The sequence below is a fragment of the Streptomyces colwelliae genome (assembly GCF_048158785.1).
Lineage (GTDB): Bacteria > Actinomycetota > Actinomycetes > Streptomycetales > Streptomycetaceae > Streptomyces.
Genome location: NZ_JBLTJC010000299.1, coordinates 1 through 12,942, shown reverse-complemented (window position 1 = coordinate 12,942; position 12,942 = coordinate 1). Strand labels below are relative to the sequence as shown.

9 protein-coding genes are annotated in these 12,942 nt (G+C 70.6%); 5 read left to right on the top strand and 4 right to left on the bottom strand.

Features of this window, described 5'->3' with window-relative positions; translation table 11 throughout:
• The first annotated feature begins 77 nt into the window (after positions 1-77).
• Positions 78-1,463 (top strand): carboxylesterase/lipase family protein, encoded by a 1,386-nt coding sequence (locus ACNFOC_RS40220; protein ID WP_416963959.1) that lies wholly within the window; start codon positions 78-80, stop codon positions 1,461-1,463.
• 181 nt (positions 1,464-1,644) lie between these two features.
• Positions 1,645-2,697 (top strand): LacI family DNA-binding transcriptional regulator, encoded by a 1,053-nt coding sequence (locus tag ACNFOC_RS40215; protein WP_416963958.1) that lies wholly within the window; start codon positions 1,645-1,647, stop codon positions 2,695-2,697.
• A gap of 13 nt (positions 2,698-2,710) precedes the next feature.
• Here ACNFOC_RS40215 and mmuM read toward each other — a convergent pair whose 3' ends face one another.
• Both mmuM and ACNFOC_RS40205 read right to left on the bottom strand, forming a co-directional pair.
• On the bottom strand, positions 2,711-3,640 hold the full coding sequence (gene mmuM, locus ACNFOC_RS40210; RefSeq protein WP_416963957.1) for a homocysteine S-methyltransferase: 930 nt from the start codon (positions 3,638-3,640) through the stop codon (positions 2,711-2,713).
• A 155-nt stretch (positions 3,641-3,795) separates the two neighbouring features.
• Positions 3,796-5,904 (bottom strand): autotransporter-associated beta strand repeat-containing protein, encoded by a 2,109-nt coding sequence (locus tag ACNFOC_RS40205; protein WP_416963956.1) that lies wholly within the window; start codon positions 5,902-5,904, stop codon positions 3,796-3,798.
• A 210-nt stretch (positions 5,905-6,114) separates the two neighbouring features.
• On the opposite strand from ACNFOC_RS40205, the gene ACNFOC_RS40200 reads away from it, so the two are divergent.
• Positions 6,115-7,527 carry an RICIN domain-containing protein gene (locus ACNFOC_RS40200; RefSeq protein ID WP_416963955.1) on the top strand — a complete coding sequence of 471 codons (1,413 nt, stop codon included), beginning with the start codon at positions 6,115-6,117 and terminating at the stop codon, positions 7,525-7,527.
• Between the two features lie 8 nt (positions 7,528-7,535).
• Here ACNFOC_RS40200 and ACNFOC_RS40195 read toward each other — a convergent pair whose 3' ends face one another.
• Both ACNFOC_RS40195 and ACNFOC_RS40190 read right to left on the bottom strand, forming a co-directional pair.
• Positions 7,536-8,609 carry a pectinesterase family protein gene (locus ACNFOC_RS40195; protein ID WP_416963954.1) on the bottom strand — a complete coding sequence of 358 codons (1,074 nt, stop codon included), beginning with the start codon at positions 8,607-8,609 and terminating at the stop codon, positions 7,536-7,538.
• Between the two features lie 39 nt (positions 8,610-8,648).
• Positions 8,649-10,328, bottom strand: a complete 1,680-nt coding sequence (locus ACNFOC_RS40190) for a rhamnogalacturonan lyase B N-terminal domain-containing protein (RefSeq protein ID WP_416963953.1) — start codon at positions 10,326-10,328, stop codon at positions 8,649-8,651.
• Between the two features lie 187 nt (positions 10,329-10,515).
• Here ACNFOC_RS40190 and ACNFOC_RS40185 point away from each other — a divergent pair, with 187 nt between their 5' ends.
• Together ACNFOC_RS40185 and ACNFOC_RS40180 are read left to right on the top strand one after the other, a co-directional pair.
• The gene (locus tag ACNFOC_RS40185; protein WP_416963952.1) at positions 10,516-11,559 is read left to right on the top strand and encodes a rhamnogalacturonan acetylesterase; all 1,044 of its coding nucleotides are present in this window, start codon (positions 10,516-10,518) and stop codon (positions 11,557-11,559) included.
• 84 nt (positions 11,560-11,643) lie between these two features.
• A partial coding sequence (locus tag ACNFOC_RS40180; protein ID WP_416963951.1) for a DUF2264 domain-containing protein occupies positions 11,644-12,942 on the top strand: 1,299 nt, incomplete at its 3' end.

Below are 12,942 nucleotides of genomic sequence, written 5' to 3'. Positions count from 1 at the left end.
GGTCCTGATACCTCTCGCCGGCCGGTGGACCGCGTCCGCCGAGCTGCCGCCGCTCGACGGCGCCGCCCTCCCGGGGCGTGCACCGGGCGACCGGGCGCCGGTGGACCCGTCGCCCCGGCGACGACTGCCTCAACCTCAACGTGTGGACCCCGGAACCCGGCCCGGGCGCCCGCCTGCCGGTCATGGTCTGGCTGCACGGCGGTGCGCTCACCCGGGGTTCGTCGGCGGTCCCGGTCTACGACGGACACGCCTTCGCCCGCGACGGAGTCGTGTTCGTCTCGCTCAACTACCGCCTGGGCGTGGAGGGTTACGGCCTCTTCCCGGACGCCCCCGCCAACCCCGGCCTGCGCGACCAGCTCGCCGCGCTGCGCTGGGTGCACGAGTCCATCGCGGAGTTCGGCGGCGACCCCGACCGGATCACCCTCTTCGGCCAGTCCGCCGGCGCGATCAGCACCGGCGCCCTGCTCGCCGCCCCGCAAGCCCAGGGGCTGATCCGCCGGGCCGTGCTCCAGAGCGGGCCCCCGGAGGCCTTCGACCGGGACAAGGTACGGCGGATGGTGCGCCGGATGGCGACCCGGCTGAAGATCCCCGCCACCGCCGAGGCCTTCGCCGCCGTCGACCGCGAACTGCTGCTGCGCACCCAGGCCGACGTGGGCAGACTCAGCAGCCCGGTGCTCGGCGGACCCACGTTCGGGATCGTCATCGACGGCGACCTCGTGCCCCGCGACCCGATGGAGGCTCTCGTCGAAGGCGGTGCCGGGGAGGCGGCCCGGGGCGTCGACCTGATGCTGGGCTGGACCCGCGACGAGTACCGGCTGTGGCTGGTCCCCGGCGGCCTCCACGAGCGCGTCGACCGGCTCGGCGCGGTCGCCCTGGCCGGTGCGATGGCCCGCTGCCACTGCGGCGTCGAGGTCCCGCGCGGCTACCGCGCCCTGCACCCCGGCGCCGGCACCGCCGAGACCGTCGGCCAGCTCGTCACCGACCACCTCCTCCGCTACCCGCTGCACCGCCTCGCCGACGCCCGCCCCGGAACCTCCCACGTGTACGAGTTCGCCTGGCCCTCCAACCTCCCCGACCTCGGCTCCTGCCACGCCCTCGAACTCGGCTTCGTCTTCGACACGGGCGACATCCCCGAGTCCGCCAAACTCGCGGGCCAGGGCGCGCCCCAGGACCTGGCCGACGCCATGCACGGGGCCTGGGTGCGGTTCGCCGTGGACGGCGACCCGGGCTGGCGGACCTGGGACGACACCCATCCGGTACGGATCTTCGGCGAGGGCGCGCCGTACGTCGCGCACGGGCCGCGCGACCCCGAGTTCGCCCTGTGGGCGGCCGACGCAGTGGCGAAGGAAGCGGCGGTTCCGGCCGATCCGGCCGAGGGCGCGCCGCCCGCGCGGAGCACTACCGAACTGCGGTCGGTCGTACGGCGGCTGCGGCGGACGGGGGACGTCCGGCGGTCGCCGTGAGGGCGGGCGCGGGTGCGGGACGGAAACCGGTTGCCCAACGCGGGCCGCCGACAACCGCCCGCTGACGTAAGTGAATTGGCCGACGCACACCCCTCCTCCCGCCCCTCACCCACTGCTACCCTCCGCGCAGGGAACCGGTTGCCGGGGTGTTGCCACAGGCCGGGGAGGGGCGAGGCGGTACATGACCAGGAAGAGCCAGGACGCGAACGGGAGCACCATCCGCGACGTGGCGGCCCGCGCCGGGGTGTCCGCGTCCACGGTGTCGCGGGTGCTCGGCGGGGACTACCCGGTGAGCACGGCGACCCGCACGCGCGTGCTGCGGGCCGTACGCGAACTGGACTACGTCGCCGACGCCCGCGCCAAGGCCGTGGCGGGCGTCGGGACGCCGACCCTCGCCTTCGTCCTGGAGGACATCACGGGACCGTCGTTCGCGCTGATGGCGCACGGCGTGGAGCGCGAGGCGACCCGGCTCGGCCACCTGTGCCTGGTGTGCAGCACCGAGGGCGACGTCCAGCGCGAACTGGACTTCATCGAGACGATGCGCGCCCAGCGCACCGCCGCCGTGATCCTCGTCGGCGGTACCGCGGACACCCCCGAGTACCGCGAGCGCACCCGCCGTATCGCCGACTCCCTCGCGGCGGCGGGCTCGCGGCTCGTGCTCTGCGGGCGACCGCCGCTCGGCCCGGGCGCACCGGTCACGGTCATCGAATACGACAACGAGGGCGGCGCCTACGCCCTCGTCGCGCACGTCCTGGCCCAGGGCCACCAGCGCGTCCTGTTCCTCGGCGGCAAGCCGGACCACGCGACCGCGCAGGGCCGCGAACGCGGATACCTCGCCGCCCACCGCGCCCGCGGCCTCGAACCCGACCCGGAACTCCTCCTCCACGGCGACTTCACCCGCGACTCGGGCCACCGGCTGATGCGCCTCGCCCTGAGCCGGAAACTGGAGTTCACGGCCGTGGTCGCCGCCACCGACATGGTCGCGGCGGGCGCGCTCACCGCGCTGCACGAGGCGGGCCTGGACGTCCCCGGCGACGTCTCGCTGGCCGGTTACGACGACATCCCGTTCGCCCGCGACCTGTACCCGGCCCTGACCACGGTCCACGTCCCCTACGAGGAACTCGGCCGCCTCGCCGTACGCACCGCGCTGGGCCGCTCACCGGAGTCACCGGACGAGCACCTGCTGCTGGGCACGCATGTGGTGGTGCGGGACTCGATCGCGGCCACGCCCTAGGCGGGGTGCCCGGTCAGGCGGCTGCGTCCAGCGTCCGCGCGATCGACGTGATCGCCTCCGGCCCCACCCGGCAGCACCCGCCGACCAGCCGCGCGCCGGAGGCCAGCCAGCCCTCGACCTGCTCGGTGGTGAAGGTGGACCGGCCCGTCCAGGCGCGCGCCTCGGCGTCCCAGGTCTCGCCGCTGTTGGGGTAGACGACGACGGGCTTGCCGGTGACGCGGGCCGCGGTCTCGACCGCGGCGTCGACGTCCTCGGGCGCGCAGCAGTTGACGCCCACCGCGACGACCTCGTCCACGTCGGCGGCCAGCGCGAACGCCTCCTCCAAGGGCTGCCCGGCACGGGTGCGGTCACCCGCGATCGAGTACGACAGCCAGGCGGGCACGCCCAGCCCGCGCACCGCCCGCAGCAGCGCCTCGGCCTCGACGGCGTCCGGGATCGTCTCCAGGGCCAGCACGTCCGGGCCGACGGCGGCCAGCACCTCCATGCGGGGCCGGTGGAAGGCCTCCAACTCGGCCACGCTCAGCCCGTACCGGCCGCGGTACTCGGAGCCGTCCGCGAGCATCGCGCCGTACGGCCCGACCGAGGCGGCCACATAGAGACGTCGTTTGACGCCCCGGTCCCACGCCTCCACCGCCGCGTCCAGGGCCAACTCCACGCTCAGGGCGATGAGTTCGGTCGCCCTGTCGCGCTTGACCCCGCGCTTCGCGAAGCCCTCGAAGCTGGCCTGGTAGCTGGCGGTGATCGCCACATTGGCGCCCGCCTCGAAGTACGCGAGGTGCGCCTCGGTGATCGCCTCGGGCCGGTCCGCGAGCAGTCGCGCCGACCACAGCTCGTCGCTCAGGTCGTGCCCGGCCGCTCCGAGCTGGTTGGACAGCCCGCCGTCGAGGGCGAGCGTCCCGGCGGCGAGGGCGTCGGTGAACGGGGCGGAGGTGTAGCTGTTCATGTCACGACGCTAGTCGATACGATCGAGGAGACGGATCCGCGTCCACCTGGCGAACGGAATGCCCGGAATGTGGACCCCGCCGGGGAATCCCTTCCGGGACGCCAGTGCCTGCCGTTCGCCCCGGCCGGCAGCCTGCCCCGGTACGCGGCGCGGGCCTACGCCGCGTGCTTTCCGCCCCCGCGCCTGCCACCACCCCGGGTGCGCTTCGTCGCCGGTACCAACAGGCCGCCCAGCAGGCCGAGTCCGAGTGCGTACGGCCACCAGCCGAAGCCGTCGCCGCGGGCGGTGTTCGCCGTGCGGGCCTCGGTGACCGTCGTGTCGGAGGATGACTTGGGGGTGGTGTGGGTGGTGGCCGAGGGGCTGCTCGCGGTGATGGCGGTCAGGACGACGTCGTTGCCGTCGCCGCCCCGGTAGCTGATGCGGTACGTCGTGTCGGCGAGCTTCAGCTTGGTGCCCTCGCGAAGTCCCGTGAACGCGCCCGTTGTTGTGCCGTGCCCCGTGTGGTCGAGGATCGTGACGGTCCGCGCGGGGTGCGTCCCGGCGGCCGACAGGTCCAGGTCGCCGGCCAGGCCGACCTTGCCCGCCACCTTCAACGGCTTGTCGCGCAGGACCAGTTCGCCCTTCGAGCTCTGCGTGTAGTTACCGGTCACGGTGAGGCCGGTCGTCACCACGCCGTCGTTCGTCACCGCTCCCTTCACCGTGCCCGAGCCGGTGAGCGTGGTCGCCACCCGCAGACCCGCCGTTCCCACGTCCAGCCGTGCACCCGCCGAGGTGAGGCGAATCGCCTTGCTGTGGGCGAGAGTTGCGCCCGAGCGGAGCGCCAGCGTGCCCTTGGAGACCGTCGTCGTCCCGGTGTACGTCACCGCCGGGCCCGTCAGCGTCGTCGTGGCGGCGCCGGACTGGACCAGGGACCCCTTGCCGCCGAAGTGCGACAGTTTCGTGGAAAGTGACACGTTTTGCAGGACGAGGGTCCCGTCGTCAACGATCCGCCGCCCCTCCGTGCCGGTCAGCAGTCCGCCGTCGCCACCCGCCTTCCCGGACCCCAGCCGCAGCACCGCGCCCTTCTCCACGGTCGTCGACCCGTCGTAGTACTGCGGTGCCGCGAAGGTCACGTCGTTCCCGCGCGTCCCCGCGATGACGATGTCACCGGCGCCGGGCGCGGCCAGGGTGTCGTGGTACTTGCCGCCGCCGATCGGCGCACCCAGGGTGACCGGACCGTCGTAGTCGAAGGTCAGCCGGGACCGGACCCCGCTCGCCGCGTGGAGGTTGATGTAGACGGTGTCCTTGGTGCCCGGCATGAAGATTTGGTGGGTGGTGCCGTCGCCCCACTGGACGTTCGCGCCCTCGATGTTGGTGCCGCGCTTGTTCGACTGGTGGGCGATCGCACGCCAGTTGAGGTCCGAGTCGCTGAGCGAGGGGTTCGTGTCGCCGCCCTGGTCGCTGTAGCTGTACTGGCCCGTGAGGACGACCTTGCTGCCCGGCCGGGAGTGGACGTTGACGTCGCTGCCGTACTCGCGCTGGTAGAAGTTCTGGCGCAGGGTGATCGTCCGGTACAGCGGGGTGTCGATGATCCAGGAGCCCTGGTTGAGGATCGCGCGGGCGTTGGGGAGTGCCACCGGGTACTCGGGGCGGCCGACCGCCATGCCCGTGCCGTTGTCGATGACCCCTGAGAACGGGTGGGTTCCGGCGAGGTCGAGCGTTCCCCACATGTTGCGCGGCTGGGTGACCAGGCCCGAGCCGCTGATCGTGCCGATGTTGAAGGTGCGGGTCAGGGAGAGACGCAGGGTGCCGTCGACCCGGACGTTCAACTCGTTGAGCTGGTAGCCGGGTGTGCCGTAGGGGAAGTGGCCGATGAGGCCGGTCCCACCACCCGTGCCGTACTGGAGAGTTGTGCCGCTCGCGACCGTGATCGCGGGCGGGTCCGGATTGTTGACGGTCGTGTACGGGTGGTTGCCGCCCTGGGTGGTCACCTTCTGCCGCTGCCGGGACGCCGGGAGCGTGAAGTCGCTGTCCTTGGTGAGGATCAGCGTGCCCCCGCCGCGCACGGTGAGCGTGCCCTGGCCCCGGAACACCCCGTTGTACGTCGTCGTCCCGGACGGCACGGTGACCACCGTGTCGCCGGTGAGCGTGACGTCCCGATTCGCGAGGACGTCGGCGGTCGCGTCACGGGCACCGGCGGCCGAGGCCGGGAGAGCGCCGACCAGGAGGGCGACGGTCGCGAGGGCGCCTACGGCGGCTGAGGTCTTGCGGGTTTGGCTGCGCACATCACTGGAGACGTGCGTCGGCGGCGGCGATAACAGAAATCTCGCGACCGTCTTTGTCACGCGCGACCCGTTGACCTTCCCGTAACACACCCTTACCTTTTCGGCGTTCGTAATGACAGATGGCGTACGAGATCCCGAACCGAACTCTGAGTCCCGTACCTCGAACCCCCCACTGTTTCCCGCTCTCCCCCCACCTCCGAGAGGCGTCAGATGAGACGTGTGTACGCAATCCTCGTCGCCCTGTGCTGCGTGCTCGCCGCCGCACTCGTGACCGCCGGACCGGCCCAGGCCGCCGCCCAGACCATCACCAACGGCACGCAGTTCACGGACACTTCGGGCAACGCCGTGCACGCGCACGGTGGCGGGGTGATCAAGGTCGGCAGCTACTACTACTGGTTCGGTGAGGACCGCAACGCCGACAACACCTTCAAGTACGTGGACGCCTACCGCTCCACCGACCTGAAGAACTGGGAGTTCCGGGCCCACGTGCTGACCCAGTCCAGCGCCTCCGAGCTGGGCACCGCCTACATCGAGCGGCCGAAGGTCATCTACAACGCGTCCACCGGCAAGTTCGTGATGTGGATGCACAAGGAGAACGGCGTCGACTACAGCGAGGCGAAGGCCGCCGTCGCCGTCTCCTCGACCGTGGACGGCAGTTACACCTACCAGGGCAGTTTCCAGCCGCTCGGCGACAACATGTCCCGGGACATCACGACGTTCGTCGACACCGACGGCACCGCCTACATGGTCTCCGCCGCCAACGAGAACTACGACCTGCACATCTACAAGCTCACCGCCGACTACACCGCCATCGACAGCCTGGTCGCCAACCCGTGGGTGGGCGGACACCGCGAGGCACCGGCCCTGTTCAAGCGCAACGGCGTCTACTTCATGCTGACTTCGGCCGCCACCGGCTGGAGCGCCAACCAGCAGCAGTACGCCACCGCCACCAGCATCACCGGCCCGTGGACCGCCTTCACCAACGTCGGCGACTCGACCGCATACAACTCGCAGACCGCCTACGTCCTCCCGGTCACGGGGACTTCGGGCACCTCGTACCTCTACATGGGCGACCGCTGGGGCAACTCCTTCGGCGGCACCGTCAACGACTCCCGTTACGTCTGGCTGCCGTTGACCTTCCCGACCACCACCTCGATGTCCATGGCGTCCTGGTACCCGGAGGTGTCGGTCGACACGGCCGCAGGCACGATCAGCGGGACGAGCGCGACGTACAACACGCTCATCGCCCGCAACAGCGCCAAGTGCGCGGACGTGGCGAATCAGTCGCTGTGGCAGGGCGTCGCGATCAGCCAGTACACCTGCAACAGCGGCACCAACCAGAAGTGGTGGTTCAAGGACCTCGGCACCGGCTACTACGAACTCATGGGCCGGGGCAGCTCGTTGTGCCTCCAGGAGAACTCGACGAACGTCACCCAGGAGAACTGCACCGGCGCCACCACCCAGCAGTGGAGCCTGACCACATCGGGCAGCTACGTCCTCGTCAAGGCCAGGACCAGCGGCGAGTGCCTGGACGTGTCGGGCGCGTCCACCGCCAACTCCGCCGCGATCATCACCTACACGTGCGGCGGGGGTACCAACCAGCAGTGGACGCGCGGTAGTTGAGCACACGGTTAGCGGACAGGATTCCAGCCGTCCGTGCCCGCCAGGTACTTCTGGGCCGTGTAGTTCGCGGCCTGGGAGTCGGTGAGCTGCGGGCGGTTGGAGTTCACGGTGGCGCCGGCGCCCGTGTTCTTGTACTCGAAGAAGCGGGCGTTCTTCCACGAGTAGCCGCTCATGTCCGTCCAGGGCCCGGCGACCTTCACGGCGGCGGGCAACGAGGTCTGCCGGACGACCAGTTGGCCCACCGCGTCCGCCGTCGGGTGCCAAGGGCGGCCCAGGTAGTACGTGTTGGCCGCCGCCGAGCTGCTCACCGAACTGCCGGTGACGAGGATGCCGTAGGTCTTCGCGGAGCTGGTGTTGGGCGCGGAGAGGAAGCCGTTGAGGCCGCCCGCGGCGGCGCCCGAGTTGCGCAGCTGGATGTTCACCCGGTCGTAGACGGCGGTGGCGTTGCCGAAGACGAAGTCCACATCGCCCGAGATGAAGGACGAGTAGAAGTACTGCCGGTACTGGCCGGTCGACGACGGCGACCAGTTGAGGACGGTGTCCTGGCGGCTGATGAACCGGTCGTTGGTGAACGTCTGCCGGTCGCCCTGCGCGGTGATGGCGACGGCCTGCGTGTCAGTGATCTCGGGGTGGGCCGTCTTGTCGAAGGTGTTCTGGACGGTGATCCCGGTGACGGTGAGGCCGCTCGCCGAGAAGGTCGCGACCGAACTGCCCAGCGTCCCGTACTTGTTGCCGCCGGAATCGGTGTAACCGGCGGCCCGGTCATAGGTGATGACGACGTCCTCGGCGTTGCCGGTGGCGCCCTGGATGGTCAACCCCGTCTTGCCGGAAGGCACGTTGACGATCTCGGTGTACGTGCCCTTCGCGACGGAGATGGTGTCACCGGCGGCGGCCGCGTTCACGGCGGCCTGCACGGTCGTGTAGCGGCCCGAGCCGTCCTTGGCGACGGTGATGACGGTGGCGGCCCGCGCCTGGGTCGCCAGCGACACCGCGACCAGCCCGAGGGCGGCCGCGGTACCGGTCGCCACGGCGGCGGCTCGACGCCGGGCGGGGGAGCGGCGGTGCGTGTTCGGCTCTGTCATGCCCTCAAGTCGCCGCTCCCCGCCCGGGAGTTGCCGCCTCTAGGCCAGCAGATCGATCGCGTCGATCGACGTGCCCGCGCTCAGGAACGACGTCGTCCCCGAGCCGCTCGCCACATAGATCTTCAACGTGTTGTACGCACTGGCGTCCGTCAGCCAGGCCGACGCCGGAACGCTGTACGTGAACGTGTTGTTGTTGCCCCGGTACGAGCCCACGGTCAGCGACCGGGTGCTCGGCTGGGTCGGCGGCGAGGGGACGGCCGAGGTCCAGGTGTCGTTGACGACGACCTGCGGCCGGCCGTTCGCGTACGCCGTCGTCACACCGATGCGCAGGGTGTGCGCGGCGGCGAGCTGAGCCGCCGTCAGCTTGAAGTACACGATGATCCCGCTGTTGACGTCCTTCCACAGATAGCAGGGGAACGCCGAGGTCTCCGTCCCGCTGCCGACGACGACGTTGCCGGTCCAGGACGCGGCCCGTACGTCCGACGGATGCGCGTACGTCATCAGGTCCGCGTTCTTGAACCCGCTCGGCGAGCCGTCCCAGTTGCCGATCCGCCAGATCGCGCTCGCGTTGGACGGGTCGTTCGAGGAGGAGATCGGGATGCTGTTCAGCGTCGTCGTCCCGCCCGCCGTGACCGTCACCGACCCGGTGTAGACGGCGAGTTCACCCTTGAAGACCGTCAGCGTGTACGTCCCCGGCAGCACTCCCGCGATCGAGAAGTAGCCGTCCGAGGCCCGCGCCGAACCCCAGTACTGGGCGGCCGAGTTGGCGATCCCGACCGTGTACGCGTACGCCGTGTCGCGCCCGGTGATGCCCACGCCGGCGACCCGGCCCCGCGAACTCGCCGCCGTGTAGCCGGAGATGCCGAGCGAATCGGCCCACGAGGTGGTGAGGTTGGCGTGGTAGAGCGAGGAGGAGGGCGCGCCGCCGTCCGTGAGCGCGATGACGTACGGCCCCTGGAGGCCGAACCGCTGGGCCTCCGTCTGGTTCTCGCCGTAGTACAGGATCTCGTACAACCCGCCGCCGCCCGTGCTCTGGTGGCGCAGCAGCGAGCGGTAGAACGGGCCGCCGGAGGCCTTCTCGTGGTTGCTGCGCACGACCCACAGGCCGACGCTGCCGGTGGTCCAGCCGATGTAGTCGTAGTCGATGACCCGCTTCTTCGCGTAGTGCTTGGAGCGGGTCTGGCCGTCGGACTTCTCGAAGACGTCGGCGGACTCGATGGTGGTCGGCGCGTAAGTGTAGGAATCCGGCTCGTCGTTGAGGAACAGGCCGGCCTTCACGCGCACGATGTAGCGGGTCGCGCTGACCGAGGTGTCGGCCTTGTTGGTCCACAGATAGACGTTGTTCTCGCCGCTGCGGGCCGCGTAGTAGTGCTTCAGCGTGCCGTGTGTGACGGAGATCAGGATCGTCGTGCCGGACTGCGCGATCGTCACCGTGGAGGCGCCGAGGCCGGACTCGACGTGCGAGTTCATGCCGCCGTAGCCCTGGTACTCGGTGCCCTTGTAGACCAGCGAGGTCAGGTCGCCGTTCGTCTTGCTGACCTTGAAGACCAGGCTCGCGCCGGTGTCGACGACGTAGTTCGAGCCGTCGTCGGTGTAGCCGAAGCTCGCGGCGGACGCGGTCTCGGCGAGCGGTCCGGCGAGCGCCGCCGAACCGGCGGCGGCCGCCGTGCCGAGGACGAAGGTGCGGCGGCGAACCGGTCTGTTCACAGAACCGGACATGGGGGTGCCTCCTTCGGGAGGTGGGGGTGCGGGTGCTTTGGAGGGTGGCAGTTGAATCGATTTCGCGAAAGGGCTTTCGCAGCCTTGGAGTTGGCGATGACGTGAAATCTGACGTAGGTCTAGAAAGCGCTTGTCCAGAGCGGTACGGTCCACCGCCAGGCCTTGTCGTCGGACGGAGGAGCCGCGAATGAGACGTTTCAACATCGCCCTGCTGGCTGCGCTGACCCTGAGCACCGCCCTGTCGGCCGCACCCGCCCAGGCACACGACCGCACACCCCCGCCCGGCCTCGCCAACTGCACCGCGACCGCCTGCCACTTCGACGTCCCGCCCGGCACCTACGACGTGACGGTCCGCGTCGGTGGCGAGAGCGCGGCGAGTACGGCCATCACGGGCGAGACCCGGCGCTCCCTGCTCCCCGAGACGGCCACGGCGGCCGGCCGCACCGTGACCCGCAGCTTCACGGTCGACGTCCGTACGCCCGAGGGCGAACCCACCGGCCCCGACGGCACTCCGGGCCTCGACCTCGCCCTCGGCGGCACGGCCCCCGCACTCGCCGACATCCGCGTCGCCCCCGCCCACCACGCCCGCCAGATCATCCTGATCGGCGACTCCACGGTCTGCGACCAACCGGGCGACCCGTACTCCGGCTGGGGCCAACAGCTCCCGCAGTTCCTGCGCAAGGGCGTCTCCGTCGCCAACTACGCCGATTCCGGCGAGAGTACGGTCACGTACCTGGAGAATCCCTTGCTGTGGGGGACGGTTCAGCCGCTGATCCACCCCGGTGACCTCGTCCTCGTCCAGCTCGCCCACAACGACAAGACGACCGACGAGGCGACGTATCGCGCGAACTTGGAAACGCTCGTCGGGGGTATACGGGACATGGGAGGCCGACCGGTACTCGTGACACCGATCGTCCGACGCTGGTTCAATGCCGACGGCACACTGAACAACAACACAGCGCTGCTGGTGAACGGACTCGGCGTGGATCTGCCGGGCGTCGTCCGCTCGGTCGCCGCCGCCGAGGGGGTAACGCTGATCGACCTCACGGCGCAGACCAAGGCGCTGGTGGAATCGCTGGGAGTGGAAGGCTCCAAGGCCATCTACCTCTACAACGAGAAGAAGGACAACACGCACACCTCCGCGCACGGTGCCACGGTGTACGCGGGCCTGGTCCGCGACGAACTCGTCGCGCGGCATCTGCTGCCGGAGGACCGGGTACGAGTGGGGTGAGACCCGAAAGACCCCTGGGGCGTTCCGACCGGAACCGGGGCGCCCCAGGTTCCACTCTCCCGCCGTGCGTGTGAAAGCGAGCCGATGCAACTCCCTGCCGACGACCGCGTGTTGAGCCCCCGCACCGGCTACACCCGCGCCCACTGGGAGACGGCGGCCGACAGCCTCCTCGCGGCGGTGGAGCCGTACGCGACCGAGGACCGCGCGCTCTACCACCTCCCCGGCACCCACACGAGCTGGTCCGGCAGACTCTCCGACGGCCTGGAGGGCTACGCCCGCACCCTGCTCCTGGCCGCCTTCCGCCACGACGAGACGGCACTGGAGCGCTACGCGGACGGCCTCGCGGCAGGCGTCGCGGGCGTCTGGCCCCGCATCGAGGACCGCAGCCAGCCCCTGGTCGAGGCGGCCTCGATCGCCCTCGCCCTGCGCCTGACCCGCCCCCTCCTCTGGGACCGCCTCGACGAGCCCGTACGACAACGCGCGGCGGCCTGGCTCGCCGACGCCCTCACCGCCGAACCCTGGCCCTGCAACTGGGAGTTGTTCCCCGTCACGGTCGGCGGCTTCCTCCAGGACATCGGCTACGAGGTCGACGCGTCCCGCAAGGCGATCGACCGAGGGCTGTCGCGCATCGAGGACTGGTACGTAGGCGACGGCTGGTACACGGACGGCGACGGCCGCAAGTTCGACTACTACAACGGCTGGGCGATGCACCTCTACCCGGTCCTGCACGCCTGGCTCGCCGACGACGCCCGACTCCTCGACCTCTACGGCGGCCGCCTGGAACGCCATCTCGCCGACTACGCCCGCCTGTTCGGCGGTGACGGCGCCCCGATGCACCAGGGCCGCTCGTTGACCTACCGCTTCGCGACGACGGCTCCGCTGTGGCTGGGCGCGCTGACGGGCCGTACGCCGCTGTCGCCGGGGGAGACGCGACGACTGGCCTCCGGCGCGCTTCGGTACTTCCTCGACCGGGGCGCGGTGGACGATCGGGGGCTGCTGACTCTGGGCTGGCACGGCCCCAACGAGGCGGTCCTGCAAGGCTATTCGGGCCCGGCATCCCCGTACTGGGCCAGCAAGGGGTTCGTCGGCCTGCTGCTCCCGCCGGACCACGAGGTGTGGACGGCGGAGGAGGAGCCGGGCCCGGTGGAGCGGGCGGACGCGGTCACGCCGATCGCCCCCGCCAACTGGCTTCTCCAGTCCACCGGTTCGGACGGCCTGGTCCGCCTCCACAACCACGGCAGCGAGGACGTCCGCTACGACCCGTACTACACGCGCCTCGCCTACTCCACGGCTACGGAGCCCTCGTCGTCGTACGACAACAGCGTGATCGTCGGCGGCGATGCGGGCCGTACGGGGATCGTGCCGTTGGGCACGGCGTACTCA

What these genes read in the sequence shown, in the direction of transcription:
- ACNFOC_RS40215 (WP_416963958.1), top strand. Translation starts at nt 1,645, where the DNA reads ATGACCAGGAAGAGCCAGGACGCGAACGGGAGCACCATCCGCGACGTG.
- mmuM (WP_416963957.1), bottom strand. Translation starts at nt 3,640, where the DNA reads ATGAACAGCTACACCTCCGCCCCGTTCACCGACGCCCTCGCCGCCGGG.
- ACNFOC_RS40200 (WP_416963955.1), top strand. Translation starts at nt 6,115, where the DNA reads ATGAGACGTGTGTACGCAATCCTCGTCGCCCTGTGCTGCGTGCTCGCC.
- ACNFOC_RS40195 (WP_416963954.1), bottom strand. Translation starts at nt 8,609, where the DNA reads ATGACAGAGCCGAACACGCACCGCCGCTCCCCCGCCCGGCGTCGAGCC.
- ACNFOC_RS40190 (WP_416963953.1), bottom strand. Translation starts at nt 10,328, where the DNA reads ATGTCCGGTTCTGTGAACAGACCGGTTCGCCGCCGCACCTTCGTCCTC.
- ACNFOC_RS40185 (WP_416963952.1), top strand. Translation starts at nt 10,516, where the DNA reads ATGAGACGTTTCAACATCGCCCTGCTGGCTGCGCTGACCCTGAGCACC.